Below are 26,302 nucleotides of genomic sequence, written 5' to 3' on the forward strand. Positions count from 1 at the left end.
TCCCTGCGCTGGAATTGAGAGAAAGTGCATAATAGGCGACGCTGGGCGTAAAAAAAGGCACTCTATGCCAAAAATGCAAGCATAAAGGAAGCCATGCAATGGCCAAGGTCAGGGTCAGTCGGATCGCACGTGTACCCGATCCCATGCGCGTCAGGCGCTATCTTAAAGCCCCCGAAGTCGGCCCGCGCGTGCTGTTCTTCAGTGGCGGCACCGCACTGACCGGGGTCTCGCGCACCCTGACCCGCTATACCCACCACAGCATCCATCTGGTGACGCCGTTCGACTCCGGTGGCAGCTCAGCCAAACTGCGCGACGCCTTCTCGATGCCCGCCATCGGCGACCTGCGTTCACGCCTGATGGCGCTGGCCGATGACAGTGTCCTGGGCCATCCCGACATCTATCGCCTGTTTACCCACCGCCTGCCGCGTGAAGCGCGCCCGGAGATGCTGCACGCCACGCTGCGCGAGCTGGCAGCCGGACGTCATCCGTTGACCATGGCGGTCGCGGAACCGATGCGCACCCTGATCTGCCATCAGCTGGGCTTTCTCATCGACGCCATGCCGGAAGGCTTCGATCTGCGCGGCGCCAGCATCGGCAACCTGATCATTGCCGGTGGCTATCTGAACCATCACCAGCAGCTGGATCAGATCATCTTCCTGTTCTCCAAGCTGGTACACGTGCGCGGTACGGTGCGCGCCGTGGTCAATGCCGATTTCCATCTGGCGGCAACGCTGGAAGATGGCCGCGAGATCATCGGTCAGCACCGCATCACCGGCAAGGAAGTCGCCCCTCTCGATTCGCCCATCGCGCGCATGCGCCTGGCCGCGACAGAGGGCGACCAGCATGTGCCCGTGGTGCCGGAGCTACACGCCAACAATCGCCAGTTGATCGAGTCGGCCGAGCTGATCTGTTTCCCTCCCGGCAGCTTCTACTCCAGCGTGCTCGCCAATCTGCTGCCCAAGGGCGTCGGGCGCGCGGTGCTGGCCAACCCCTGCCCCAAGGTCTATATCCCCAACTGCTGCCCGGACCCGGAGCAGACCGGCAAACGCATGGATGAGCTGGTCAGCGTGTTGCTCGACACCCTGTGTGCCGACCTGACCGGCCGCATGGAAGACTGCCCCACCGAGAACCTGCTCAACATCGTGCTCCTCGACAGCCAGCGCGGTGACTATCCCGGCGGCCCCTGCATCGAGGCGCTCGAGCGCATGGGCATCACCGTGATCGACACCCGTTTGATCAGCGAGCAGAGCGCACCCTACTACGACAACGAGCTGCTGGTCACCGCGCTGTTGTCGCTGGTGTGACGCCAACCACGAGCCGCTCGGCCTGAAGTTGCTCTGAGCGAAGTTGCTCGGCATGAGCTGCTCGGCCTGAAGCTTCTCTGTAGAACAAGAACGCCCCCGCCTGCCAACGGCAGACGGGGGCGTTCTGTTATCAGATACGACGTCGGGACTTAGATCACGCCACGCACCGCGCCGAGGATCACCATCCCCAGCACCAGCTTCCAGGGTGCCAGCGAGAAGCGTGTCAGAGCGATGAAGGCGGCCAGCGCGATCACCATGTCCGTGCGGCTCAGCACGCTGGTGGTCCATAGCGGGTCATAGAGCGCCATGCCCAGCACGCCCACGACGGCTGCATTGGCGCCGGCGAGCGCAGCGCGCGCCCCCGCGCGGGAGCGCAAACGCCCCCACAGTGGCGCCACACCGATCAGCAGCAGAATCCCCGGCAGAAAGATGCTCAACAGCGCAATGACGGCAGCGAGCAATGCCGAACCGCCGTCCACCTGCGCCATGCCAACCCCCAGCCAGGCGGCAAAGGTGAACAGCGGCCCCGGCACCGCCTGGGCGGCGCCATAGCCGGTGAGGAAGGTATCGGCCGCGATATGCCCCGTCTCGACGGTAGAGGCCTCCAACAGCGGCAGCACCACATGCCCGCCCCCGAACACCAGCGCCCCGGCACGGTAGAAGATATCGACCAGACTGCCGGAGGCCACCAGCGGCAGCCCGATCAACAATACGAAGAACGCGATCAGGCAGTAGCGCGCCAGGCGCGGCGAGACCGGCAGTGACAGCCCCGCGGCCTGGGCTTGCTGGCACACGGATGCTGCCTTGTCATCACGACACAGCAGGCTACCGAGCACTGCGCCCATCGCGATCATTCCGACCTGCGTCCAGGCGCTCTGTGCCAGCGCCAGGCCCAGCATGGCCAACAGCGCCAGACAGGTACGCCGCAAATCCGGGCACAGCTTGCGTGCCATGCCCCAGATCGCCTGGGCGACGACGGCCACTGCTACCAGCTTCAAGCCGTGAATCACCCCGGAGGCCAGCGGCCCTTCGAGGCTGCCGGCCACCAGTGCCAATACCAGCAACGCCAGCGCAGACGGCAATGTGAAGCCGATCCATGCCAGCAGCCCACCCATCACGCCACCGCCACGCACCATGCCTAGCGCGAAACCGACCTGACTGCTGGCCGGCCCCGGCAGAAACTGACAGAGCGCGACCAGCTCGGCGTAGGCCTTGTCACTCAACCAGCCTCGCCTGCGTACCAGCTCATCGTGGAAGTATCCGAGGTGGGCAATCGGGCCGCCGAAGCTGGTCAGTCCCAGCGTGAGGAAGGTGCGCAGCACTTCACTGCGCCGCGTCTTGTCGCTCGCAAGCGGGGCATCAGGCGTCGCAGGGTCGCGCTCACGCCTTGCAGTTTCATCCGGATGTGACATGACGTTTCTCTTGGAACGGAAAGAAAAGGCTAACGACCGGAAATCCAGCCAGGAGCTTATATCAGGGACTTATGTGAGAGATATACAAAGATTCTTCACTTGCTGACGCTACGGTGACATCAGGTAAATGCGCAATGTCCTGATTCTCGCCCCTAGCATCACCCACCAGACTATCGCCGCCAGATGACAGGAAGCCCTTCCCATCAATGGGGAGGGCTTCCTGTAGGAGTGCTTTCTGCATACTGGCTCAGGCGCCAGCAACACGCCTTATGGCACCGGGTCATCAAGCGCATGGCGCCTTTAGTCATGGCGCATCAGGTGGCCGACGTCTTCTGAGTGGAGGCATGCTGCGTATCCGAGGGCAGTGCGATGGCCATCACGGCGCTCGCCGCCACCAGTGCCGCAGACCACCACAGGCAGGCTTCCAGACCATAGGCCTGATAGAGCCAACCGGACAGCAGCGTCCCCAGCAATCGGCCCATGGCGTTAGCCATGTAATAGAAGCCGACATCCATCGACACGCCTTCACTGCGCGCGAAGCGCACGATCAGGTAGCTGTGCCAGCTGGAATTGACCGCAAAGATGACGCCGAACACCAGCAGGCCGATGATCAGCCACTCGAGAGGTGCCAGCCCCAGCAGGATGGCCGCAGTCCTGTCGACTCCCTGCTGCACATCCAGCGACATGCTCGCCATCAGCGCGGGCAACAAGGCCAGCACACCAGCCAGCAGCACGGTCATCCAGCGCACGCCTGCATCACCGTGCAAGCGACGCGCGATCGGCCCGGTGATGCGCGGGGCCTGGGTCTGCACCCCGCCGTAACCGATCACCCACGCGGCCATCAGGATACCGACTGTCCAGAAGTTCCAGCCATGTACCTCGGCCAGATAGACCGGCAAGGCGACCACGAACCAGACATCGCGTGCAGCGAACAGACACATGCGCGCCGCCGACAGCACATTGACCGCTCGCGAGGTCGAGAACATCTCACGAAACGCCGGCTTGCGGCTGGCCTTGCTCTGCCCCAGTGATGCCGAGAGCTTGCGCAGGGACAGCACCAGCACCACAGCCAGCATGAGCCACATGGCCAACACCGTGCCCTGGAAGCCGATGAGGCTGAGCGCCGCGCCACCGAGGAAGAAGCCCAGACCCTTGAGAGCATTCTTGGAACCGGTCAGCAGCGCGACCCAGCGATACAGCGAGCTCTGCGACTGCGCCGCCTGCTGCCCCTTCGGCACCAGCACCTTGATGGCGCTCTTGGCGCTCATCTTGTTGAGATCCTTGGCGATGCCCGACAGCGCCTGGGCGATCATCACCCAGATCACCGTCAGCATGGGCTCCGGCACCAACAGCATGCCGAGCGCCACCAGCTGCATCGCAAGCCCGGCATTCATGGTGCGATTGAGGCCAAGCCTTGCCCCCAGCCAGCCGCCGACCAGGTTGGTGACGACACCGAAGGCCTCGTAGAACAGGAACAGCAGCGCGATGTCCAGCGCCGAATAGCCCAGCGAATGGAAATGCAGCACCACCAGCATGCGCAGTGCGCCGTCCGTCAGCGTGAAGGCCCAGTAATTCCCCGTCACCAGCAGGTACTGGCGCACCTCATGGGGCAGCTCTCGCAGGCGGGCAAGCATGTCAGCGCTCCCGTGTGCTGGCGTCGGCCAGATCACTCAGGCCCACTTTCAGCGCCAGCTCTGCGGTGCGGTTGGCATAGCCCCACTCGTTGTCATACCAGGCGTACAGCTTGAGCTGGGTACCCGCGACGACCATGGTCGAGGGCGCATCGATGATGCTGGAGCGGGAATCGGTACGGAAATCGATCGACACCAGCGGACGTGTCTCATAGCCCAGCACGCCGGCCAGTTCGCCTTCTGCCGCGCTCTGCAGCGCCTGATTGACCTCATCCACCGTCACTTCGCGGTTGAGCTCGAACACCATGTCGGTCAGGGAGGCATTGGCCAGCGGCACGCGAATGGCGTGGCCGTTCAAGCGGCCTTCCAGTTCAGGGAAGATGGCGCTGATCGCCTTGGCGGAGCCGGTGGTCGTCGGAATCAGGCTCATGCCGCAGGCCCGCGCGCGGCGCAGGTCCTTGTGCGGCGCATCCAGAATCGTCTGGGTATTGGTGATATCGTGCACGGTGGTCATGGAACCATGACGAATGCCGAACTGCTCCTGAATCACCTTGATGACCGGTGCCAGGCAGTTGGTGGTGCAGCTGGCCGCCGTCACGATGCGATGCTGTTCGGCGTTGTAGAGGTGGTCGTTGACGCCCATGACGATGTTGAGCACGCCCTCTTCCTTGACCGGCGCGGAGACCACGACCCGCGCGACACCCTGCTCGAGATAGGCGTTCAGCACCTCGGTACTCTTCTTCTTGCCGGAGGCCTCGATCACCACATCGCAGCCCGACCAGTCGGTATCACCGATCTCACGCTGGCTGGAGAACGCAGTGCGCTGACCATCGAGGGTAATGGAATCCGCGTCACTGGTGATACCGGCGCCCGGCGACCACTGGCCATGCACGGAATCGAATTCCAGCAGATGGGCGAAGGTAGCGGCATCGCCACCTGGGTCATTGATACGCACCACGTCCAGCGCGATATCCTCGCGCAGCTTCCACAGCGCGCGCAGCGCGAGACGACCGATGCGTCCGAAACCGTTGATGCCGACGCGCAGGGCCGGCATGCCCTCCGGCACGGTGATGGACGAGGAATAGGACGGAGCGCTATGAGCAGGACACATGGGCATTTCCTTGAGAGTGTTCGAAAGGATTCGGCTAACGTTCTTCGCCCTGTGCGCTCAGCAGCAGCGCACAGGGCGGTTGGGCATCGTCTCCAGCCACGCCACCCAGCGCGACACCTCGCGGGCGTTGGCCTGACAGAGAGTCGCGAGAATCTGATGGCACCAGGCCGGCAGATCAGGTGCCAAGCGGTAGTGCACCCACTGGCCGCGCCGCTGACTGATCAGCAGGCCAGCCTCTCTCAGCTGGGCGAGATGCCGCGAGACCTTGGGCTGGGAGATGGGCATGGCGCGCTGCTCCAGCAGCCAGATAAGCTCACAGACACACAACTCTTCCATCCGGGCCAACAGCTGCACGACGGTCAGGCGAGTGTCCTCGGCAAGGCACTTGAAGACCTGCAACGGTGTCAGGCGGGCCGCCATGTCTCCCACTCCATCAATAACGTCATGGGTTGACGGTTTCATGGCGATGTCCTCGCGTATGCCTGAGCCATCTTGCTCCCACTCTCGATTCCCCCGCCCGACTCCCCCACCCGATTCCCTCTCCCGCCCCCCTCTCACCGGCACCTGACGCATGGCGTGGCAGTTTGCCTGCCAGTCGGCTGATGCGCGGCGACATACGAAATATCATATATATGTTTTTCCATATATCAAGTGACACATGCATGACAGTTGGATGACAACCAGCGCGTGAATCGATGGCAACGATGGTGAGCGAGTGGCGGGTGAATGGAGGACGAATGAAGCGCGATCAGAGCATCGCTTGGCTGGGTGTAGCAGCGGATAGGTGGCCACACCCTCGCCACTGTTGCGCAAACGGCACGCATATGTTGCCTGGCCTCAAAAGCGAATGCGCTTGCGAACAAAAGTCGAGCGGCGTTAGTGTGTGCCCATCAAGCACACCAAGTGCCCTTTTGAATCACGCATCCCTCGTGATGCACAGGAGAGACAAATGGCGGATTTCGCACAAGTCGTCGATAGCAACTACACCCAAGAAGTCATCGAGAGCGAGCAGCCGGTGCTGGTCAAGTTCTGGGCACCGTGGTGCGGCCCGTGCAAGATGCTCGACCCGATCGTCGAATCCATCGCCGAAGAACAGGGCGATGCCCTCAAGGTCGTTGCCATCAATGTCGATGATGCACCGGACCTCGCCGCCCAGAATGGCGTCCGTGGCCTGCCGACCATCGCGCTGTTCAAGTCCGGCGAGAAGCTCGAAGCCCTGACCGGTGTCCAGCCGAAGGAAAACTTCGATGCCATGATCTCGCGTCACGCCTGATCAAATCGGCTTCTGGCCGCAAGGCACTTACGCTGAAATGAAAAACGCCCTCCATGAGGGCGTTTTTTTGGTCTGCACGGTACTTCAGGTTACTCTATGCCCATGATTTTTCAGGAAATTATCGTCATCGAGAAATCCCTTCCTTCAAAATATCGCTCATCGCGACAGTAACACCAGCATTACCACGACAAGGAAACATTGATGCCTGACCCCGTCCGTTCGACCCGACATCTGGGCATGGTCGCCCTGCTTACCGGCCTGCTGACGGGCTGCGCCAACGGCCATACGACCCTGCCGGCCACCACCTCAGCGCTCAAGGCCGGGCCTGCCTACGGTGAAATGCGCTCTGTCGCCGTCATGCAGATTCGCCCCGGCAATGTGGCGGTGACGCCCAATGGACAGGTCTTCGCCACCATCCACCCGATGGATGGGGACCACGATGTGCAGCTGGTCGAGATCACCGGTCAGAACAGCTACCGCGCCTGGCCCTCCCCCGCCTTGCAGACGCATGCCGGCCGCTACAGCGACGCCACCATCGACTCCCCGCTGGGCATCTACCAGGATGGCCAGGGCGGGCTTTGGATTACCGACATGGGGCTGCATCTGGGCAAGACCCGCCTGTGGGGCTTCGATATTGCCTCGGGCAAGCTGATCACCAAGCTGACTTTGCCGGCGAATATCGCCCCCGAGGGTAGCTTCGTGCAGGACCTAGCGGTGGACCGCAGCCGTGGCGTGGCCTATCTGGCAGACATCGCCAATCCGGGCTTGATCACCGTTGACCTGGAGAGCGGCGAGGCCACCCGCTTCGGCGAGCATCCGGCGCTTGAGGCAGAACCCGGTGCCAAGCTCAAGATCAATGGCAAGGACATCCAGTTCAATGGCAAGCCTGCCAAGGTCGGCGTCGACCCGATCACCCTGTCCGGCGATGGAGAGACGGTCTTCTTCGGCGCCATGACCGGCCACAGCTGGTACAGCGTACCGGCCAGACTGCTGCGCGAAGGCGCCGATCACGCCACCATCGCCGCTGCCATCACGCGCGTCGGCGACAAGCCCGTTTCCGATGGCGCGGATACCGCCGGGGGCATCCACTACTTCACCAACCTCAATCAGCATGGGCTGGATGTACTGGGCGCCGATGGCAAACTGACGCCGCTGGTGCGCGATGAGCGTCTCGACTGGCCGGATGGCGTGCGCATGGCAGCCGACGGCTGGCTCTATGTCACCGTCAACCAGCTCGACAGCACGCCGCCCTTCAATGACGGCAAGGACAGCGGCCAGGCGCCGTACCGTATCTTCAAGGTCTGGCCGGTCGATAATTGAGACGGCTATAAAGAGGTCCATCGAGTCGACCCTCTGAACGACAACGCCCGCATTCCTTGGTCAGGAATGCGGGCGTTGTCGTTTCTCATCCTGTTGAAACCCTGCTGGACACTTGCAGGAGGACTGAACAATACTGACGACAAACAAACGTTTGAATTTGTACTGACCAGCAGCGTGTCAAGACAGCCTAATGACAAGCCCAGCCCAAAATAAAAAAGAGACCAGATCGCCATGACCGAACGCTTGCCGGATACCTGCCCCGCTACTGCCAGTGCGCTTTCAACAGCGCCACAGAATCACGAAACGGCACAACACCCCGCCCGCTCAAATGGTGAACACGAGTGCGAGATTGCGGCGGCAGACGGCTATCGCCTCGCGGCGAGCGTGCATGAGCCTGAGCTGCATCCCGCCAGCGTAAAGGGCGTCGTCCTTCTCCACCCCGCCACTGGCGTGCCGCAGTCCATCTATCGCGCCTTCGCGCAGGCGCTGGCCAGCCGCAGCTTCCATGTGGTCCGCTACGACTATCGCGGCATCGGCCGCTCGGCGCCTCCCACACTGCGTGGCTTCGCCGCCAGCATGTCCACCTGGATCGATCAGGATGTCGAGGGCGTGACCCGCTGGGCCGCACAGCGCTGGCCAGAGTTGCCGCTTCTGGCAGTGGGCCACAGCATCGGTGGTCACGCCGTGGGCCTGAGTGACTCGAGCCGCCTGCTGAGTGCCGCGGCACTGGTGGCCTCCCACGCAGGCTGCCTGCATTTCATCAAGCCGCTTGGCGAGCGCCTTCGGGTCACGGCCCTGCTCAAGGTGATCGGTCCACTGACGTCGCACACCCTGGGCTATGTGCCGGGGCGGCGGCTCGGCATCGGCGAGAATCTGCCCCGTGGCGTCGCCCTTGAGTGGAGCCGCTGGACCAGCCTGCCACGCTACTTCTTCGATGATCCCTCAATGCAGGCCGAGCGCCGTTTCGCCAGAGTCACCCAGCCGTTGCTGGTATTGGGCTTTGACGATGACCCTTGGGCGACGGCCCCAGGCATTGATCTGCTGATCGGCTATTTCACGCAAGCCACATTGGAGCGCCATCAGATCGACCCACGCCAACACGCTACGGGGCCCATCGGGCATATGGGGTTCTTCCGCCGCCAACATCGAGACAGCCACTGGCCGCTGGTGATCGACTGGCTGGAACGCCAGGCAGCAGCCGCTCGGGGGAAATGAAGCCGCCAATGCGAGTTTCATGACCGCAATACGCAAGACGGCAGCCCGAGGGCTGCCGCTTCATGCTGTCGTCGTCATTCTGCCGTTGTCGTACTGTCGCTGTCTGTCTGCAAGGCACCACATCAATCGGGCTGTCGGAATATCACGAACTCGTGCTCACATTGCGGGCAATGCCCCGAGTAGACCGCCCCGGACTTGCTCAGGCGTACGCTGTGATGCTCGCAGGCCGGACAGTCCTGCTTGAGTGATGTATTGGCGTTGCAGACCCGACATTTGACGTAATAGCCGTAGGGGCCGTAACGCCCCAGCAGTGCATCTTTTTCCTGACATTTCTGGCACTGGACTCGCACTTCCGGTGGCGCTTGCGTGGTGGCGGAAGCCTTCAGGCGTGCGGTGATTCTGTCGAGATGCTCGCTCAACTGTGGCGAGGCCAGACACGCTTCAGGCACTGGCGACCCGACTGGTGCCTCGGTTGGCGGCGCTGGTGTTTCGGCTCTGGTTTCAGCTTTGGGCTTGGCGACGCTCTCGGCGCTTGCCTTCGCCTCATTGGCTGCCGCGGCGGCGGGGACGGCAACTGTCATTGCACTCGAATCGCCTCCCTGCCTGGCCACGGTGCGCGGCTTCTTATTACAGCGCGCCTGGCCGTCAAGCTCATGACTGCCAGGCGCATTGTCGCCAATGCCATTGCTGCGATGAGCACTGTAGCCCGCGCCATTGTTACCGAGGGCTTCGCTACCGAGGTCTTTATTGGCGAGGGCTTTGCTGTCAGATTCAAGGAGACTACCCTCATTGACCGCCCATCGACTCGCGGCATTGCCAGCGGCGTCTGGCCTCTTCGCTGCCAGCTGCGGACGACGACTCACCTCGCGACGGACGCTCTCGACGGCATGTGCGCGACGCGAACGAGCGTCCTGCTTGAGCAGGAACTCGCTGACACGCTCAAGCTCATCCTTGGTGAACTCCGGACGCGTATCAAACAGCAAGGCACGCTTGACCATCGACCGCGCCCCGATCAGACCACTGACCTGCTCGTGGAGAAACTCCGGCTTCACCACTTGAGCCGAGACCCCCTTGGCCATATCGTCACGGTGCACGATGGCATTGCTTGAGACGGCGCACAGCACTTTCCATTGTCGACCGGCAAAGCCGCCTTGCAGCCCCAGGGTCTTGTTCATCAAACGAGCGCGATGCTCGATCAACAGGCGCTTGAGAATATCCTGCTGCAATTCCGCCTGACGCAGTGGTGACTTGAGCCCAGACCAATTGCCCCGATAGCTGCGCTGCCATTCACCTGCCGCATTGACCCTGACTTCACCAGTGATGCTTTTCGACTCGATGATGATGAAGCCGAAGGGATGCATGACCAGATGATCGATCTGGGCATTCTCTTCACCATGTTTCAGTCGCAGATCATTGAAGATCACGACCTCGGGGTCGTCCCCGAAGGCACGCCGTAGATGGAAGGCCACATCCTCTTCCTGGCGGTGACCATATCTGGCGCGCTCATCGTCGCCACTGTAGGTGTAGGGTGCCGGATGATCGGATTTCACAACGAAGCTATCCTTTGTTAGCCTCTCGTGAGCTCATCAAGCAATTGATTCAGGAAAAGCTTCATGGACATCAAGCTGCATAAGCAAGCGACGACGACACCGAAAATCCGTGCCGACATCCAAGCAGCTCCCTCCAGCATGACGAACAAAGATCTCGCTCGTCAGTTCGGGGTCAGCGTCTCAACTATACAGCGCTGGCGCTATCGTGATGATGTCCTGGATCGTTCCCACACACGTCATAACCTACTCGCGACTCTGACCTCAGAACAGGAAGAGATCGTCATCGCCGCACGTGAACTGCTTCGCCTGGGGCTCGATGATCTACTTGTCGTTGCTCGGGAATTCCTGACCCCCAATCTGTCGCGTTCCGCACTTCAGCGCATGCTCAAACGACGTGATGTACCGACTCTCGCCAAGCTGGCGCGTCAAGATGCGAAGGAGGACGAGAAGCCCAAACATCGGCCTTTCAAGGATTATGAGCCCGGGTATGTGCACATTGATATCAAGCACCTGCCCCAAATGCCTGACGAAGATCAGAAGCGTTATCTCTACGTCGCGATTGATCGTGCCACTCGGTGGGTGTATCTGGAGGTCAGATCAAGTCAATCTGCAAAGGACGCCCAGGCGTTCATGAAGCATGTGGAAGAGGAGGCTCCCTTCACGATTCGAACCGTGCTCACGGACAATGGTAAATCCTTTACCGATCGCTTCACCGTGGGTGGCGAACGTAAGCCCAGTGGAAATCATCTTTTCGACCAGGAATGTCAGAACCATGGTATTGAGCATCGATTGATCAGGCCAGGCAGACCCCAAACGAACGGGATGGTGGAGCGCTTCAATGGGCGTATCAGCGATGTTCTGGCGACTCGGCGTTATGACTCAAGTGAGGATTTAGAACAGACACTCGAGCGTTATTGCTGGCTCTATAACCACCACATTCCTCAGAAGGCACTACACCACAAAGCGCCTATAGCAGCAATGAAGGAGTGGCAGGTCGAACGACCTGAGCTGTTCACGCAAGCTATAGTCAATCAGACGGAACCCGACATGTAGGCCTCTTTTTCCTTGGCTATCATCTGCTCGTCCCTGAAGCGCTGATTACATCCTTCTCAGCCCAATATATCGCTATTGCCCGTAAAATACGCCATGCAACATGCGTCAATAAACAGATTTCATCAAGAGATTATAAACTTTATTTAAATCAGCCCGACTTCACTGCCATGCTTCAGGTGCGGGATAATCGTTAAAACTCTGTGCCAGGACAAATCAGCGCCCCTTTATCCGCTGTTGTCAGGGCAAGTCTGGGGCGCCAGACATCAGCCACTCACAGCGTCAGGCGGGTGGCGAGAAACTCGACGAAGGCGCTGATGCGTGGCGACAGCGTGCTGTTGCGGTAATAGACCGCCTGGATCTGCTCGCGGGGATTGGGACTCTGGACCTGCCCGGGCAACACTTCCACCAGAGCGCCGGTCTTGAGGTCATTGCCCAGCATGAAGCGCGAGATCAGGGCGATACCATGTCCCGCCAGGCACAGCTGACGCATGACTTCGCCACTGGTGGTCGGCAGATGAGGGGTCGTGTCGAAGCCCTGTGCGGCACCCTTGAGCGGCCAGCGATTGAGACGACTGGGGGGCAGGAACCCCAGCAGCTGATGGGTCTGCAGCGCCGCGACACTGGACGGCACGCCATGCTCGGCCAGATAGGCAGGGCTTGCGACCAGATGCAGCGTGGAGCGCCCCAGCACCTTGGCGTGCAGCGTGGAGTCATCCAGCTCACCGATGCGGATGGCCACATCGGTACGCCGTTCCAGCAGGTTGATGATGTCATCGGCCGCTGACAGCTCCAGCGCGATGCCGGGATAGCTGCGCGAGAACTCCGCGACCAGCGGCACCAGCTGATGCAGCACGAAGGGACTCGCGGCATCGACGCGCAGCCGCCCACTGGGCTGATCGCGCTGCTGCAACAGAGCCTCTTCGGCACTGCCGAGCAGCAACAAGCCCTCGCGCACGCGCTCGACGAAGCCGCGCCCCTCATCGGTCAGTGCCACGCTGCGTGTGGTGCGATTCAGCAGCGGCGTTTCCAGCTCACCCTCCAGGCGCTGGATGGCCCGCGATACCTTGGCCACCGGAATGTTCAACCGATTGGCGGCGGCGCTGAAGCCCCCGCTATCCACCACGGCCAGTAGCAACTCAAGGTCATCCGAACGGCTGCGCATGCTGTGATCTCCTTGAAAGTGCAAGATACATGGTCCCATGCATCTTTGCAGAAATCACAATAATCATCCGCATCAGGATCGCTTTTGCAATATTGCTTGCCGATAAAATCACCCAGCAAAATGATCTCCTAGAACCCGCCACGCCGACGCTCTCCGGGGCGCAGCATCCTGACGCGTGCCTTGGGCGTGCGCCGCGGCAATGAAGGTGGCGCAGGAGGCGCCTCCAACTGATCCGAAGGGGAAACATCGCTGGTGCCGATAGAGCCGCCCAACGTCGTCGCGAATTCCGAGCGCCGGGGAGGCTTGTCCTTGATCAGAGCGGAAGAGGCCCCCTCTTTCTCGGCCGCCGTACCACCGCCGCTATCGTCAGTTGCGAGGCCATTGCCCTCTGCCCTCGATGGGGATGGATCATGCTCATGACCTGTGGGCTGCGAAGCCAGTGGAGGAGGCGAAATGATCACCCAGGCAAAGGTCGGCAAGGTCAAATGCCAATAGATCGCCGGCAGGCGAATCGCCAGTATCAGCACGATGGCAGCGCCGGTGGCCCACGCCAGGCCAACGCCAGCCTCGAGAAGCGCGATATAGAGAATGCCACCCGCCAGCGACGCGGAGGCATAGATTTCCTGACGCAGCACCATCGGTACACGACGTGCGAGCACATCGCGGATCATGCCACCCGCCACGCCGCTCATGGTGCCCATCAGGACGGCCACGATGCCATCCACGCCCAGCATGCGCGCCTTGTGTGCGCCCAACACCGTAAACAGCGCCAACCCGAAGGCATCGGTGACCGGTAGGAAAACCCGCGTCAGGCGATGGATATAATGAAAGCCGAGCGTCGCCACCAGCACCGTCAACAGGATGACCCACAGATAGATCGGCTGCTCGACCCAGAACACCGGGCCGATCCCCAGCACGAGATCACGCAGCGTACCACCGCCGATACCGGTCACGGCACCCAGTACCAGCATGCCGATCGGGTCCATGCGTGAACGGCACGCCACGACGACACCGGTCAGGGCAAAGATCATCACACCGGCCAGGTCGAGCCAGGTTATCCAGTTCATTCTCGTGAAGCCTCCTGCAGTGCGCTGGCGTGCGCATGAAACAATGGCGTATATGCTTGTCGCGAACCGTGATGGCCTCTTCTGCCAAGTCGTCTGCTGCGATGGCGTTTCGGCGCAGCGGCGCGATCATACTCCCTTTGGCGGCTTTTTTTGCGCCCTCGATGTCATCCGCGCCACCTTCAGGGAGCGCAGGATGGTGGGCCGCTTCAGGGCGAGACCTGACCACGGCGGGCGGTCGCGCTGGGCGGCTCCCCGAATCGCTGACGATAGGCACGCGAGAAGTGCGCCAGATGCGCGAACCCGACGCCGAGGGCCGCCTGGGAAACGCTGCGACTGCTGTCGGCCAATACACACCGCGCATGATCCAGGCGCATGCCGAGATAGCGCTGCTTGGGCGTTTCCTCAAAATGCGCCATGAACAGACGCGTCAACTGGCGCTGGGATTGGCCGACCAGACGGCAGATGTCGGGGATCGAGAGCACCTGGGCAAGATTGGCCTCCATCACGGCCAGCGCCTTGACCACACTACGTGGCAGCGAATCGTCTCGAGTGCTGACCGCAGCAGGCGTGGCCAGATGTCCGCGCTGATGCACCAGCTGCCACCCGACGGCGTCCGCCAGCGACGGCCCGTACAGAAACTCGATCCACGCCAGCATCATGTCGATACTGGCCGCGCCGCCAGACCCCGTCAGCCGCTCGCCCTGCCATTCATAGTCGGCCTGACTGATCTCGAGTTGAGGAAATTCCTCGCGAAAGGCCGGCACGCTCTCCCAATGCAGGGCGACCCGATGACCGGCGAGCACCCCGGCGCGCGCCAGAATGAAGGGAGCGGTGTCCAAGCCTCCCAACCAGGCGCCGTGGGCTGCCAGATGACGAATCACGCCACGCGCCTGGCTGCCGACGCTGACTTCCGGCCCGTAGGATGACACCACCATCAAGCGCGTCTGCGCCCCACCCTGGCCACCCGACGACGGCTCATCGACCAGAGACGACAAGGCACCATCGACGTCGATGCGTACGCCATTGCTGGCCACGACAGCCTCGCCATCACTGGACAGCAGGCGCCAGGCGAACAGCGGCCGTCCGAAGCGATTGGCGACCCGTAGCGGTTCCAGCAGACAAAACAACGTCAACATCGAGAAGCGCGGCACCAACCAGACATTCAGCGTGTGCTCGGCGGCCCCCGGCGCCAGCAGCGGCGGTGAATCCGGGCGCGGATACGGCGCAGAGAGAGACTCCGACGCCGACGCTCGAGGAAGCATGAGGAATGGCGCGGGCTGTTCTGAAAGCCCGGAGGATTCAGAGGGGGCGGACTGCGGTTCAGACATGAGGCAAATTTCATCAACCTGTGGCCATTTTCCTCAACCTTACCCGTGTCATGCATTCGAGGTAAGTGGCACAGGGTTGAGACAGGTCACACCGGATGAAACATGATGCTGTACCCCGCTCACAGGCAGGGTGCAGCATCAGGCGTTCGATCATTCCCTGTCACTATCGCGAAATGCAGTTGCGAGATGCAGTTGCGATGCTCAGTCGTGCTTCTCTGCTGCGGCCTCAGTCGTGACCCCAGTGTTGATCATCGCGCCGAGTGATTCGAAGTCTCGAGGCCTACTACCAGCCCGGTCAAAGCAACGCCATCGTTGCTCAGCGCCAGGATACCCTCAAGATCGATGACATCGAGCAGCAGAGTGGCAATCCCCATCTGATAAAGGCCGTGCGCGATGCCAGCCATGACCCCGCTGACGCCACCCTGTCATTGAGCGTACCGCCCTCCTTTGCCGCCAAGTAGCTGATGCCTCGGCTGGCAAGCTTTCGCCACGCACATCCCGAATGGCAACTGCGGGTAAACGCAAGAGAGGGGCTTTCGAATCTGCATCAGGACGGGGTCGATCTCGCCATACGCCAGGGTCATGGCCAGCATGACGCCGGACTCAAGGCGATATGGTTGACGGGGCTTGAGCGTATCGCCGTCTGCAGTCCCGGCTATCGGGAACAGCTGGGCGAGCGACTGAATAGGCTCGATATGCGCGGCAGCGTATTGATCGAGGACAGTCATCAGGGGGGGCATACCTTTGCGGCACACTTCTCGGGCCTGGAAAAGGCCGATCGTCTCTGGGTCAATCACACCAGTCTCGCGATCGATGCCGCTATGGCGGATCAAGGTATCGCGCTGACACCGCGACTGATGGCGGCGGAAGGCATCGCGAAGGGGCAACTGGTCACCCTGTGTAGCCTGCCGGATCAGGGCCAGGGATTCCATCTGATCTACCCCGGCGCATGGGCGCATCAGGCAGAGCAAATCATGCTGCCGTGGCTTCGCCAGCAGCTGGGGCTGTCACACAAGACGTGAGCGCACACACCCTTGGGCGCTCGACCCAGACTCCACAACGACCCAGACTCCACAACGACACAACGACACAACGACACCACCACGACGCTAGCCGGCGAAGGCTCGGCCTAGCGCTTGCTGATTCTGCTGAGCAAACAGCTCGCAGCGATCTCGCCCCGAGGCCTTGGCACGATAAAGCGCCTCATCCGCCTGCTTCAGGATGGTCTCGAAGCTGCAGTTCTGGCCGGTGCCTGTGGCAGAAACCCCGATACTGACGGTGGCAATATCGTGGCGTGAATTCCCCGCGTGCGAAAGCGCCAGGTCGCGAACATGGCGGCAAATCTCTTCTGCGCGAGCCAGTGCCTGCTGCGATGTACAAAATGGAAGTAGCACCACGAACTCCTCACCCCCGAAACGCGCCACGATATCGACATCAGGGTGCACACTTTCAGAGATGGCCGTCGCGATACGCTTGAGGCACTGGTCCCCTTTCACGTGGCCGTAGTGGTCGTTGTAGGCCTTGAAATGGTCGACATCGATCATGGCCACAGCGCACTGGAGTCGACTGCCGGCCTGCTTGCCGGGCAGGGAGTTCACGAGACTGTCGAAGTGACGCCGGTTATAGACTTCGGTCAAGGGGTCGATCGATGCCAGACGCCGAAACTCTTCACTCTTTTCAGTGAACTCCTCGACCCTGAGCTGCTCGCGTAGCAGCAACAGGTAGGCAAGACGCTCGGCCTTTTCGCTGCGTAGATTGGCAATGATCGAAAACAGAGTAATGGAAAAGAACACCATGAAGGCCATCAAGCCCGCCGAATCGGAAGGCGTGGGATGCGTGGTAACCAGATACAGCATCACACTGAAATGAAAGATCGAGGAGCACAGGGCATACCAGAAGCGCAGCTGAAACAGGACATTGCCCACCAGCACGATAAGTCCGAGTGCGAACAGGTCGAGGAAGGAATGCGCAGAGGCTGACACCTGAAGCAACAAGGCAGTCAAAATCATCGCGAGGCAGATGAGTCCAGTCATCAACATCTCACGCATAATCGGTGAAACGCCACGCTTGAGCACGTATAGGCCGAACAAGGTGATGGGTGTCATGACCCCGACGCGAATGACGATGGCTTCCCGCATGTGGTCCGGTCGCAAATACCAGTCATTGAACAGAAACAACACATAGATACCTATCGCCACCAACCCCATCAAGGCGAGCTTATGACTACGTGCCTGATGAATATCCTGCTCGAAGCGGGCCTCAATCTCGACCGGGAAACACACTCCAGGACCGCCCTTATGCTGTATCTGTCGTTCCACCTGCACCATCAGGTCATTCATTAACATCCCCTCCAAGAGGAGTGACAATCAATGAGCTCATTCTAGGTGTGGCGATTCAGATCGTTAAGCAATCAGATACAAACGTGACAATCGTTCACAACCTCGCCATACGCAGAGTCTGTCAACATATTTCAGACAACTGTTCTTGAGCCAAACGCTCGGTTATCAGCGGAGTGATGCCCCCCGACATCACTCCGCCATGACCTACCAGGCTGCTTATCAGCGCTTGAGACTCCAAGGGGCGGCGATGCGGAAGAAGCGCAACGTCACCGCCTCATCCACCGGCCGGGTCAGCAATGACACCAGCACGAAGACCGGCAGGTTGAGCATCAGCCCCCAGAAACCGGCATGCAGGCCCAGCGGATGCGGCCATACGACGGTAAACAGCACCGTGACCACGAAGCCGGCACTGATGCCGCTGATGACACCTGACGCCGAAGCGCGCGGCCAGAAGAACATGCCTAGAAATGCCGGCAATACCTGAGAGGCAAAGCCCAGCCCGATCAAGAGGATCATCACCAGGTTGCCCGGCTCCCAGATCGCAAGCGGCGCCACGATCAGGAACATCACCGGGAAGATCAGCCAGCGCGCCAGCCTGCCAGCGCGTTGGTCATCAAGCTTGAGGCCCGGCTGCAGCACATCACGACTCAAGCTCAGGGCCACCGAGTGGATGAAGGGCTCGCTTGAGGACATCGAGGCCGCCAGCGTGCCCGCGCCCAACAGACCCACCAGCCAGACCGGCATGTTGGCCATCGCGTATTCGAGCACCACGGTGTCGGCGCGCGCAAGCTCTGGCAGGCTATAGATACCGATGAAGCCGACCACCACCAGCGGCAGGATCACCACATAGTAGGTCGGCAGCCAGCTGGCACTGCGGCGGATGGTGTCGGCGGAGGCGGCACTCATCCATTGGGTCCATACCGGCGGCATGAAGGACAGCATCGAGACGATGATCGAGGTGGTCCAGAAGCTGAAGCTCATGTCGCCGCCGGCGCCGGGCAGACGCAGATACTCCGGGTGGCTGGCCTCAAGACGCGTGAACACGCCACTGAACCCCCATTCGCCGGTGGAGAGATAGGCCGCCCACAGGCCGATCACCCAGGCAACGACCAGCATCAACACGCCCTGGAAGGCATTGGTACGCCCGATGGCGCGCTGGCCGCTGACGAACAGATAGACGGCAATCGCGCTGAGCACCAGTAACACGCCAGCCCAGAGCGGAATGCGCCCGCCGCTCATCACCAGCAGGATGTAGGCCGAGCCGATGGTCTGCAGGACCGCATAGGCGATGGAGGCAATCGACATCACCAGCGCCGACAGCGCGCCCAGCAGCGGGCTTTGATAGCGGTCCGCGATCGCGCTTGCCTGGGTGACATGACCGAACTGCTCGCCGAACTTCCACACCTTGGGGCCGAAGTACCAGGCCACCAGCGCCAGATAGGCCAGATAGATGGCGACATAGAACACCGGCACGCCCTTGCTGTAGGCCCAGCCCGGCGCGCCCATGAAGGTATAGGCACTGACGCTGCCGGCGGCGATCAACAGATAGAGCGTCACAGGCCCCATCGAGCGCCCGGCAACTCCCCACTGCTCCAGCGTGTCCATGCGCCGGCCGCCCCGCGCCCCGAGACCGATGGCCATGGCGAGGACGACATACCCTAGGGTGACCAGCAAGGGCACGCTGTCATGCACGGGCGAAAAGGCATGCGGATCAATCACGCGGCGCCTCCGTCTCATTCGCCAGCGGGTCCTTGGTCATCAGGCCTTTGGCCCACGGGCCTTTCGTCAGCGCGTCGTCACCGTGGCGACGGCGCAACAGGCAATTGCCCAGCAGCATCGCACCACTGCAGGCGAAGATGATCAGGTAACTCCAGATGATCAAGGACGGCATGCCCCACAACAGGGTCTGCTGGTTGATCCAGCCGATCACCGGCCAGACGCCCATCACGACCAGTAGCAGGAAGATCACCAGCAGGCTCCAGCCCCGCCAGGTCGAGGGCACGACGAGGCGTGGCAAGGAACAGGGGGTCTCTGCAGCCCGGGCATCAGGCTGAGAGGAAGACAAGGTGTCAGGCGCGGCCAAGACGATCTCCGATGTGAACAGGGAGTGAATGAAAATTCTCGGCGCGCAGTGTAGCCGCTGCGCCCCGCCCTGTGGAGTCACCCTGGTGAATCCCGCTGTTGAGTCGCCCGGTTGAATCAGCCAGTGGCGCCACGTGACACGAAATCGCGCTCGATAAGGCGACACAAGCTGACAGGGACAGCCGCTGCAAGGATGGGAAGAAAAGAAGCTCTCAAGGGTCGTCTTTACGAAAACTGCAAAAGTCTTTCATCATTTGGCGCGTTTATCACAAAGGTAACTCACGGCAGACTGCACAGCATCCAAGACCCACCCATTGCTGATGGAGAACTGCCATGCCCCTTGCCCTGCTGGCGCTGACATTGAGCGCCTTTGCCATCGGGACCACCGAGTTCGTGATCGTCGGACTGGTACCCACCATCGCTCAGGATCTGAGCGTCTCTCTGCCTTCCGCTGGCCTGCTGGTCAGCCTGTATGCCGTCGGTGTCGCCATCGGCGCCCCCGTGCTGACCGCCATGACCGGCCGCTTCAATCGCAAGCTGGTACTGCTGGGGCTGATGGCACTGTTCATCGCCGGCAACCTGCTGGCTTGGCAGGCACCCAGCTATAGCTCGCTGATCACGGCGCGCATCCTGACTGGCCTGGCCCACGGGGTCTTCTTCTCCATCGGCTCCACCATCGCGACAAGCCTGGTGAGCAAGGACAAGGAAGCCAGTGCGATCGCCATCATGTTCACCGGCCTGACCGTGGCTCTGGTCACTGGCGTGCCGCTGGGCACCTGGATCGGTCAGCACTTCGGCTGGCGCGCCACCTTCCTCGTGGTCTCGGTCCTCGGCGTGCTGGCACTGATCGGTAGCGCCATTCTGGTGCCCAACAATCTCAAGAAGAACGTACCGGCCACCTTCGCCCAACAGCTCAAGGTGCTGACTCATCCGCGCCTGCTGCTGGTCTATCTGATCACCATTCTCGGCTACGGCGGCACCTTCACGGCCTTCACCTATCTGGCCCCGCTGCTGCAGAACGTCAGTGGCTTCAATGAAGGCGCCATCAGTCTGATCATGCTGGTCTACGGTGTCTCGGTCGCCATCGGCAACATCCAGGGCGGCAAGCTGGCCGACCGCATGGGCCCGATTCGCGCCCTGACCCTGATCTTCGGTGGCCTGATCGTCATCCTCGGCGTGCTGACCTTCACTGCCGCCAACCCGATCACCGCCGTGATCACCATACTGATCTGGGGTGCCTTCGCCTTCGGCAACGTGCCGGGCCTGCAGGTCTACGTCGTACAACAGGCCGAACGCTTCGTGCCGCAGGCCGTTGATGTGGCCTCCGGCCTCAACATCGCCGCCTTCAACATCGGCATCGCGCTGGGCTCCATCGTCGGTGGCCAGGTGGTCTCCTCGATGGCACTGACCGACACCGCCTGGATCGGCGCGCTGATCGTCACCGCTGCCCTGCTGCTGACCCTGCTGGCCGGTCGCCTCGACAAGCGTCACGCGTCTTCCATCGCGACCGCCTGACTCGTCACCTGCCCGCCCGCAGCCTAATGCCATCACGACGTGCCCCCGATTCCGACAGCTCAGCCTGCTGGCTCGGGGGCACCGTCGTCTACATACCCACTTGCTGAAGGATTCCATCATGATCTCCCCGACCCGCCCGCTGGATCGCCTCACCCAAGGCCCCCTGACCCTGGGCGTCGAACTGCCTCTCGACAATGACTGGGTCCGCACTGACAGAGCCCCCTCCACGCCCTTCGGCGTGCCTGACATGCGCGCCCATGCCGAGCTGATCAAACAGGTCGACAGGCTCGGCTTCCGCGCCGCCTGGCTGCGTGACGTGCCGCTGTTCGACCCCGCCTTCGGCGATGCCGGTCAGGTCTTCGAGCTGTTCACCTACCTGGGCTATCTGGCCAGTCACACCGACAACCTGCTGCTGGGTACCGCCGCCGCGGTGCTGCCGCTGCGCCAGCCGTGGCTGGTGAGAAAGGCCGCCGCCAGCGTGCAGGCCCTGAGCGAAGACCGCCTGCTGCTGGGCGTCGCCAGTGGCGACCGACCGGCGGAATATCCACTGTTCGGCGAGGAGTTCGCGACCCGTGGCGCCGCCTTCCGTCACGCGGTGGATGTCATCAAGGGCCAGGCGGATGATGCCCTGCGTGAAGGTCAGGCCATCCTGCCTGCCGCAACGCGCCCGCCGCTGTTGAGTGCCGGGCTCTCGCAGCAGACGCCGGAGTGGATCGGCCGCGAGATGGACGGCTGGCTGGCCTACCCAGGCACACCGGACGATCACATCCGCCGCGCGGCGCTCTGGCGTCAGGTCGCCGGCGACAAGCCCTACGTCAGTTTCATCCACCTCAATCTGGAAGAAGACCCGCACGCCCCGGTGCGTCGTCATCGCTTCGGGTTGTCGAGTGGCCGCCTTGCCCTCATGGAAGAACTGTCTGCCATGCAGAATGCCGGGGTAAATCACATCGGCTTCCACCTGCGTCGCAATCGCCGCCCGCTCACGGAAACCCTCGAGGAACTGGGTCGTGAGGTGCTGCCGCACTTTTCATGAGGCTGATGGTTCACACTGATCTGCCCCCGCCATGGCGCAAAGGATTACCGTTCACGCTTGCAAGGAGATCCCATGTCAGATTCCACAGAGACCACTACCCCGCAAGACATCAGTCACAGCGCCACTCGGGTACCCGCCTGGATATGGCAAGGCCCGGGAGAGCCTGAGGCGCTCGAGCAGTCAGAGGTGGACATCGGTGCCCCGGGTGACGACGAGGTACTGGTCGCCACACGTGCCATCGGCCTCAATCCCGTCGACTGGAAGTTCATGGCGATGGACAGCGAGCTGTGGCAAGCCGGCCAGATACCCGGCGTCGATGCCTCCGGCGAGGTGATTGCCTGCGGTGCCAATGTCCGCCACGTATCGCCGGGCGATCGCATCGCGGTCCACACCACTCTGGCGGGGCCGGGCACCTTCAGCAAACGCCTGCGTGTCCCGGCGCGCGCCGTGATGCGCCTGCCCGTCACCCTGGGCTTCAATGACGCCGCCGCCTTCCCGTGCCCGGCACTGACCGCCTGGCTTGCCATCGACAAGCTGCCCGTCAAGACCGGGCGACGCCTGCTGATCACCGGCGCCTCCGGCAGCGTGGGCCGCTGGTTGATCCAGCTGGCCAGACAGCGCAACTTCCACGTCATTGGCGTTGCCTCCGAGAAGCGCCACGCGGACCTCAAGGCGCTGGGCGCCGACGAGACGCTTGCGGACGCCGAGCAACTGGACGCGCCGGTCTTCGCCGTGATCGACACCGTCAATGGTGATCACGCCCACAAGATGACCCGCCATCTGGGGGCCAATGGCCACATCGTCTGCATTCAGGACCGTCTGGAGCAGGCGGCCACGCCAGCCTTCGATCGCGCCATCTCGCAGCATGAAGTCGCGCTGGGTGCCCTGCACTGGGCGGGTGATGACGAGGACTGGGCACGCCTGGTCGAGGCGGGGGAAGGTCTGCTCGAAGCGATTGCCGATGGCTCCATGAATCAGCCGGCGCCCTGCGTCGAGTCGTTCACGGCACTGCCGACCTGTCTCGCCGAGCTGAAGGGCGGTGAGCGTCGCGCCCTGAAATTCGTTATCACGGCCAACGAATGAGGTGCATTGCGGGAGGCTCAGGTCGAGAAATGCAGCATTGTTGCGAAAACGGCACTTGACTGATGCGTAGGTACGCCATTGTCGCGCCACTTTTACAGCCCCAGTAAACACGACACCACACATGGAAACGCTCCCGTCATTCACGACGGAAACGTCAACAGGAGTTACCGCATGTCGACTACCCTACCGAATCCCGGCTTTGGCACTTTCCGTCTGGAAGGCGATGTCCTGCGTGACAGCATGCAGGCAGCGCTGGACGCCGGTTATCGTCACTTCGATACCGCTCAGTTCTACGGCAACGAAGCCGAAGTGGGACAGGTGCTCGCCGACAGCGGCATTCCGCGCAGCGAGCTGTTCGTCACCACCAAGATCTGGCACGACCGCCTGCAGCCGGGCGACCTGGAGAAGAGCGTCGAAGAGAGCCTTGAAAAGCTCAAGATGGACTACGTCGACCTGCTGCTGATTCACTGGCCGTCGCCGAATGACGAGGTGGCCATGGAGGATTACCTGCCGGCACTCGCCAAGCTCAAGGCTCAGGGCAAGGCCCGTCACATCGGCGTCTCCAACTTCACCTGTGCCCAGTTGGAACGCGCAGTGGGCATTCTGGGGCGTGACGAGCTGATGACCAATCAGGTCGAGGTGCATCCCTTCCTGCAGAACCGCAAGGTACTCGACAAGTGCCACGAGCTGGGTATTCAGGTCACCGCCTTCATGCCACTGGCTGTCGGCAAGGTGATGGATGACGACACCCTCAAGGCCATCGCCGAACGCCACGATGTAAGCCCCGCGCAGATCGCGCTGGCATGGCTCAATATGCAGGACATCGTCACCTTCCCGTCCTCCACCAAGGCGAAGAACATCAAGAGCAACTTCGAGGCCTTCTCGCTGACACTGACCGGCGAGGACATGGCCAAGATTGCCGAGCTGGATCGCGGCGAACGTATCGCCAACCCGGACTTCGCACCCGACTGGGACTGATGACCCTCAGGCCTGTGCCTGATGCCACGTCAAAGAAATGAAAAGGCCTCCCTCGGGAGGCCTTTTGCGTTGCTGTCCAAGGATACTGGCAGACAGACCCCGATCCCGCTCGCACGAATTTGACGTGTTATTCGCATCCTCACGCCTTATGGGAGGTAGCCCCTATCTTTTCATTCGTCTGTGAGAGCGGACCGAGATGACGTTCCATCACTTGACGCTTGCCTATCAATCCACGGTCCAATAGTCTCGGCCACAAACTATTGAGCACAGCGAAGGATCGCTCTGCCCACCCTATCGTTTGACGCACTTGTCCACTAGCCAACTGCTTCACCACAAGTCTCGCAACGCTTTCTGGCTCATCAATGGCATTGCCCAATGCCGCGTTCATCTGCTCAACATGTTGTGGATTGATGGGAGTACGAGTTGCCCGAGGTGCAATGTACTGTATCTTCACGGAACTGCCCGCGAGCTCTCGCGCCAATGCCTCACTGAACCCCCTGAGTCCTGCCTTCGAGGCACAATAGGCAACATTGCCAGGGTGGCCGATATGACCAAGCATCGACCCCACCAGCATCAACTGTGCTTTTTCTGCCAACGCCAGGATCGGCAAGAGCTGCTGGGTCAGCAAGATCGTGCTGGTCAAGTTGATGTCGAGCAATCGTTCCACCTTCTCGCTCGACTGTTGGGCAAACCAGCCAACCTCATTCACACCCGCCAGATGTACCACCAGAAAAGGTCGCTGAGACTGAGGACAGGTCAATAGTGCATCACTCAATGCCTCACGGGCACTGACGTGGGTCAGATCAAGTGCCAGCAAGCTGGTTACCACGCGCTTGGGCAACTCATCACGCAATGCCTCCAACGTGTCACGACGACGCCCTACCAACCATAGTTCACAGCCGAGCCTCGCCAGCTCATGGGCCAGTGCCCGTCCTATCCCGCCACTGGCCCCTGTGATCAATACTCTGGATGCGTGAAGCGAGTGGCTCATGCCAACGCCTCCTTCTCCATGGCGCAATCCGCTGCAAGCGCCGCATCAGTCCAGTGGAATGCATCCTCGAGCGCAGCCTGATGGACACTGGAATAGAGATGATAGAAGGCCTTGGCGGCATGGATAATTGCCTGCTGCTCTCCTTCATCGGTGATACTGTCCATGAGGTTGGCGAAGAACTCCATGTGAGAGATATCAAGCTCGCCATGAGAAAAAAGATAGTGGAAGGCATCATCTCCAAGCCCCAGACTGTCACGCACGGCTCGTCCGGCCCCGCTGGCCACAGCAGTACTGGTCCCCTCCAGCACCAGCACCATCCCGAACATGCTGAGTGGATGACGCCGACGTATGCTGTCGTAGGCATAAGCCACCATCAGCTCGGTTGCCAACAGTGGCGCTCGTTGCACCGCCCTCTCACGAGGGACTCCCGTCGCAGCGAGATCATCCAGTACCCAATGCTCGTGCCCCTTCTCTTCATCAATGTATTCCGCGACGGCCATACGCAGCGCGTCTCGCGAGACATGAGCGGGTTCTGACAACTGCGCCCCACAGGCCATCATGAGCGATACGGTATGGCGCACATGGTGATAGGCTTGAGCCAGGAAGGCGCGATATTCCGCCAGGGTGATCTGACCATTCAGTGCACGGGCCACCAGAGGACCGGATAGCAACTTCTCGCGTTCCGTGGCCGTGGCAGCGACCAACTGGCGGTAGAACCCATCAGGCCGGCCATTGTCGGAGGGGATGCCAGCTCCAGAGGCAGCAGGAGTCTGAGTAGCGACTTCGCCAGTATCCGCCTGCCGATTGACAGATTGGTATGATGAGACGTTGTTGTTTAAGGACATGATCATTTCC

General features: G+C 61.4%; 23 protein-coding genes and 1 pseudogene. 11 read left to right on the forward strand and 13 right to left on the reverse strand.

The genetic code is table 11. The features are described from left to right. Nucleotides 1-98 precede the first annotated feature (98 nt). Nucleotides 99-1,304, forward strand: coding sequence for a GAK system CofD-like protein (locus AC5WNJ_RS09450; RefSeq protein ID WP_175090099.1), 1,206 nt, complete (start codon nt 99-101; stop codon nt 1,302-1,304). 149 nt (nt 1,305-1,453) lie between these two features. On the opposite strand, the gene chrA is transcribed toward AC5WNJ_RS09450, so the two are convergent. The 4 genes from chrA to AC5WNJ_RS09470 form a co-directional block, all read right to left on the reverse strand. After that, nucleotides 1,454-2,716, reverse strand: a complete 1,263-nt coding sequence (gene chrA, locus AC5WNJ_RS09455; RefSeq protein WP_495929452.1) for a chromate efflux transporter — start codon at nt 2,714-2,716, stop codon at nt 1,454-1,456. Between the two features lie 314 nt (nt 2,717-3,030). Next, entirely contained in the window at nt 3,031-4,350 is a 1,320-nt protein-coding gene (gene arsJ, locus AC5WNJ_RS09460) for an organoarsenical effux MFS transporter ArsJ (protein ID WP_495929454.1), read from the reverse strand. 1 nt (nt 4,351) lies between these two features. Next, the gene (locus AC5WNJ_RS09465; RefSeq protein WP_495931038.1) at nt 4,352-5,401 is read right to left on the reverse strand and encodes an ArsJ-associated glyceraldehyde-3-phosphate dehydrogenase; all 1,050 of its coding nucleotides are present in this window, start codon (nt 5,399-5,401) and stop codon (nt 4,352-4,354) included. Between the two features lie 114 nt (nt 5,402-5,515). Next, nucleotides 5,516-5,920, reverse strand: a complete 405-nt coding sequence (locus AC5WNJ_RS09470) for a metalloregulator ArsR/SmtB family transcription factor (RefSeq protein ID WP_495929456.1) — start codon at nt 5,918-5,920, stop codon at nt 5,516-5,518. A gap of 487 nt (nt 5,921-6,407) precedes the next feature. Here AC5WNJ_RS09470 and trxA point away from each other — a divergent pair, with 487 nt between their 5' ends. From trxA to AC5WNJ_RS09485, 3 genes are all read left to right on the forward strand, one after another. After that, the gene (gene trxA, locus AC5WNJ_RS09475; RefSeq protein WP_054557199.1) at nt 6,408-6,731 is read left to right on the forward strand and encodes a thioredoxin; all 324 of its coding nucleotides are present in this window, start codon (nt 6,408-6,410) and stop codon (nt 6,729-6,731) included. 201 nt (nt 6,732-6,932) lie between these two features. Then, nucleotides 6,933-8,051 (forward strand): L-dopachrome tautomerase-related protein, encoded by a 1,119-nt coding sequence (locus AC5WNJ_RS09480; protein WP_495929458.1) that lies wholly within the window; start codon nt 6,933-6,935, stop codon nt 8,049-8,051. Between the two features lie 231 nt (nt 8,052-8,282). Then, nucleotides 8,283-9,266 carry an alpha/beta hydrolase family protein gene (locus tag AC5WNJ_RS09485; protein WP_495929460.1) on the forward strand — a complete coding sequence of 328 codons (984 nt, stop codon included), beginning with the start codon at nt 8,283-8,285 and terminating at the stop codon, nt 9,264-9,266. A 122-nt stretch (nt 9,267-9,388) separates the two neighbouring features. Here the strand turns inward: AC5WNJ_RS09485 and AC5WNJ_RS09490 are convergent, their stop codons facing one another. Continuing rightward, nucleotides 9,389-10,816, reverse strand: a complete 1,428-nt coding sequence (locus tag AC5WNJ_RS09490; RefSeq protein WP_495929462.1) for a nuclease-related domain-containing protein — start codon at nt 10,814-10,816, stop codon at nt 9,389-9,391. A 63-nt stretch (nt 10,817-10,879) separates the two neighbouring features. Between AC5WNJ_RS09490 and AC5WNJ_RS09495 the strand changes: the two genes are divergently transcribed. Then, complete coding sequence (locus tag AC5WNJ_RS09495; RefSeq protein WP_495929463.1) at nt 10,880-11,869, forward strand: IS481 family transposase; 990 nt, start codon at nt 10,880-10,882, stop codon at nt 11,867-11,869. 271 nt (nt 11,870-12,140) lie between these two features. Here the strand turns inward: AC5WNJ_RS09495 and AC5WNJ_RS09500 are convergent, their stop codons facing one another. From AC5WNJ_RS09500 to AC5WNJ_RS09510, 3 genes and pseudogenes are all read right to left on the reverse strand, one after another. Further along, on the reverse strand, nt 12,141-13,031 hold the full coding sequence (locus tag AC5WNJ_RS09500; protein ID WP_495929465.1) for a LysR family transcriptional regulator: 891 nt from the start codon (nt 13,029-13,031) through the stop codon (nt 12,141-12,143). A gap of 446 nt (nt 13,032-13,477) precedes the next feature. Beyond that, nucleotides 13,478-14,098 (reverse strand): annotated as a pseudogene (locus AC5WNJ_RS09505) (trimeric intracellular cation channel family protein); the annotation flags it as partial. Nucleotides 14,099-14,304: 206 nt separating this feature from the next. Beyond that, nucleotides 14,305-15,360: a GlxA family transcriptional regulator gene (locus tag AC5WNJ_RS09510; protein ID WP_175090153.1), complete on the reverse strand. Its 1,056-nt coding sequence runs from the start codon at nt 15,358-15,360 to the stop codon at nt 14,305-14,307. A 326-nt stretch (nt 15,361-15,686) separates the two neighbouring features. Here AC5WNJ_RS09510 and AC5WNJ_RS09515 point away from each other — a divergent pair, with 326 nt between their 5' ends. Further along, entirely contained in the window at nt 15,687-15,887 is a 201-nt protein-coding gene (locus AC5WNJ_RS09515; RefSeq protein ID WP_495929467.1) for a hypothetical protein, read from the forward strand. Between the two features lie 3 nt (nt 15,888-15,890). Next, entirely contained in the window at nt 15,891-16,448 is a 558-nt protein-coding gene (locus tag AC5WNJ_RS09520) for a LysR substrate-binding domain-containing protein (RefSeq protein WP_495929469.1), read from the forward strand. 87 nt (nt 16,449-16,535) lie between these two features. Here the strand turns inward: AC5WNJ_RS09520 and AC5WNJ_RS09525 are convergent, their stop codons facing one another. The 3 genes from AC5WNJ_RS09525 to AC5WNJ_RS09535 form a co-directional block, all read right to left on the reverse strand. Next, entirely contained in the window at nt 16,536-17,765 is a 1,230-nt protein-coding gene (locus AC5WNJ_RS09525; RefSeq protein ID WP_495929470.1) for a GGDEF domain-containing protein, read from the reverse strand. A gap of 219 nt (nt 17,766-17,984) precedes the next feature. Further along, nucleotides 17,985-19,406, reverse strand: coding sequence for a sodium:solute symporter family protein (locus AC5WNJ_RS09530; RefSeq protein ID WP_254627180.1), 1,422 nt, complete (start codon nt 19,404-19,406; stop codon nt 17,985-17,987). A 70-nt stretch (nt 19,407-19,476) separates the two neighbouring features. After that, on the reverse strand, nt 19,477-19,782 hold the full coding sequence (locus AC5WNJ_RS09535) for a hypothetical protein (protein ID WP_175090360.1): 306 nt from the start codon (nt 19,780-19,782) through the stop codon (nt 19,477-19,479). A 398-nt stretch (nt 19,783-20,180) separates the two neighbouring features. On the opposite strand from AC5WNJ_RS09535, the gene AC5WNJ_RS09540 reads away from it, so the two are divergent. The 4 genes from AC5WNJ_RS09540 (at nt 20,181) to dkgB (ending at nt 24,456) form a co-directional block, all read left to right on the forward strand. Next, nucleotides 20,181-21,362 carry an MFS transporter gene (locus AC5WNJ_RS09540; RefSeq protein ID WP_175090361.1) on the forward strand — a complete coding sequence of 394 codons (1,182 nt, stop codon included), beginning with the start codon at nt 20,181-20,183 and terminating at the stop codon, nt 21,360-21,362. A 118-nt stretch (nt 21,363-21,480) separates the two neighbouring features. Beyond that, on the forward strand, nt 21,481-22,395 hold the full coding sequence (locus AC5WNJ_RS09545) for a TIGR03571 family LLM class oxidoreductase (RefSeq protein ID WP_175090362.1): 915 nt from the start codon (nt 21,481-21,483) through the stop codon (nt 22,393-22,395). A 72-nt stretch (nt 22,396-22,467) separates the two neighbouring features. Then, entirely contained in the window at nt 22,468-23,478 is a 1,011-nt protein-coding gene (locus AC5WNJ_RS09550) for an alcohol dehydrogenase catalytic domain-containing protein (protein ID WP_175090363.1), read from the forward strand. A gap of 171 nt (nt 23,479-23,649) precedes the next feature. Then, nucleotides 23,650-24,456 (forward strand): 2,5-didehydrogluconate reductase DkgB, encoded by an 807-nt coding sequence (gene dkgB / locus AC5WNJ_RS09555; RefSeq protein WP_175090364.1) that lies wholly within the window; start codon nt 23,650-23,652, stop codon nt 24,454-24,456. 139 nt (nt 24,457-24,595) lie between these two features. Here dkgB and AC5WNJ_RS09560 read toward each other — a convergent pair whose 3' ends face one another. Then, nucleotides 24,596-25,447, reverse strand: a complete 852-nt coding sequence (locus AC5WNJ_RS09560; protein ID WP_175090365.1) for an SDR family oxidoreductase — start codon at nt 25,445-25,447, stop codon at nt 24,596-24,598. Next, nucleotides 25,444-26,292, reverse strand: coding sequence for an iron-containing redox enzyme family protein (locus AC5WNJ_RS09565; protein WP_175090366.1), 849 nt, complete (start codon nt 26,290-26,292; stop codon nt 25,444-25,446). The genes AC5WNJ_RS09560 and AC5WNJ_RS09565 overlap by 4 nt, the downstream gene beginning before the upstream one ends. Between the last annotated feature and the right edge of the window lie 10 nt (nt 26,293-26,302).

The sequence above is a fragment of the Cobetia sp. PDI-23MA genome, assembly GCF_059507735.1.

What these genes read in the sequence shown, in the direction of transcription:
- AC5WNJ_RS09495 (WP_495929463.1), top strand. Translation starts at nt 10,880, where the DNA reads ATGGACATCAAGCTGCATAAGCAAGCGACGACGACACCGAAAATCCGT.
- AC5WNJ_RS09470 (WP_495929456.1), bottom strand. Translation starts at nt 5,920, where the DNA reads ATGAAACCGTCAACCCATGACGTTATTGATGGAGTGGGAGACATGGCG.
- AC5WNJ_RS09545 (WP_175090362.1), top strand. Translation starts at nt 21,481, where the DNA reads ATGATCTCCCCGACCCGCCCGCTGGATCGCCTCACCCAAGGCCCCCTG.
- arsJ (WP_495929454.1), bottom strand. Translation starts at nt 4,350, where the DNA reads ATGCTTGCCCGCCTGCGAGAGCTGCCCCATGAGGTGCGCCAGTACCTG.
- dkgB (WP_175090364.1), top strand. Translation starts at nt 23,650, where the DNA reads ATGTCGACTACCCTACCGAATCCCGGCTTTGGCACTTTCCGTCTGGAA.
- AC5WNJ_RS09565 (WP_175090366.1), bottom strand. Translation starts at nt 26,292, where the DNA reads ATGTCCTTAAACAACAACGTCTCATCATACCAATCTGTCAATCGGCAG.
- AC5WNJ_RS09560 (WP_175090365.1), bottom strand. Translation starts at nt 25,447, where the DNA reads ATGAGCCACTCGCTTCACGCATCCAGAGTATTGATCACAGGGGCCAGT.
- AC5WNJ_RS09480 (WP_495929458.1), top strand. Translation starts at nt 6,933, where the DNA reads ATGCCTGACCCCGTCCGTTCGACCCGACATCTGGGCATGGTCGCCCTG.
- AC5WNJ_RS09500 (WP_495929465.1), bottom strand. Translation starts at nt 13,031, where the DNA reads ATGCGCAGCCGTTCGGATGACCTTGAGTTGCTACTGGCCGTGGTGGAT.
- AC5WNJ_RS09510 (WP_175090153.1), bottom strand. Translation starts at nt 15,360, where the DNA reads ATGCTTCCTCGAGCGTCGGCGTCGGAGTCTCTCTCTGCGCCGTATCCG.
- trxA (WP_054557199.1), top strand. Translation starts at nt 6,408, where the DNA reads ATGGCGGATTTCGCACAAGTCGTCGATAGCAACTACACCCAAGAAGTC.
- AC5WNJ_RS09530 (WP_254627180.1), bottom strand. Translation starts at nt 19,406, where the DNA reads ATGGCCATCGGTCTCGGGGCGCGGGGCGGCCGGCGCATGGACACGCTG.
- AC5WNJ_RS09525 (WP_495929470.1), bottom strand. Translation starts at nt 17,765, where the DNA reads ATGAATGACCTGATGGTGCAGGTGGAACGACAGATACAGCATAAGGGC.
- chrA (WP_495929452.1), bottom strand. Translation starts at nt 2,716, where the DNA reads ATGTCACATCCGGATGAAACTGCAAGGCGTGAGCGCGACCCTGCGACG.
- AC5WNJ_RS09465 (WP_495931038.1), bottom strand. Translation starts at nt 5,401, where the DNA reads ATGCCGGCCCTGCGCGTCGGCATCAACGGTTTCGGACGCATCGGTCGT.
- AC5WNJ_RS09550 (WP_175090363.1), top strand. Translation starts at nt 22,468, where the DNA reads ATGTCAGATTCCACAGAGACCACTACCCCGCAAGACATCAGTCACAGC.
- AC5WNJ_RS09540 (WP_175090361.1), top strand. Translation starts at nt 20,181, where the DNA reads ATGCCCCTTGCCCTGCTGGCGCTGACATTGAGCGCCTTTGCCATCGGG.
- AC5WNJ_RS09520 (WP_495929469.1), top strand. Translation starts at nt 15,891, where the DNA reads ATGCCTCGGCTGGCAAGCTTTCGCCACGCACATCCCGAATGGCAACTG.
- AC5WNJ_RS09485 (WP_495929460.1), top strand. Translation starts at nt 8,283, where the DNA reads ATGACCGAACGCTTGCCGGATACCTGCCCCGCTACTGCCAGTGCGCTT.
- AC5WNJ_RS09450 (WP_175090099.1), top strand. Translation starts at nt 99, where the DNA reads ATGGCCAAGGTCAGGGTCAGTCGGATCGCACGTGTACCCGATCCCATG.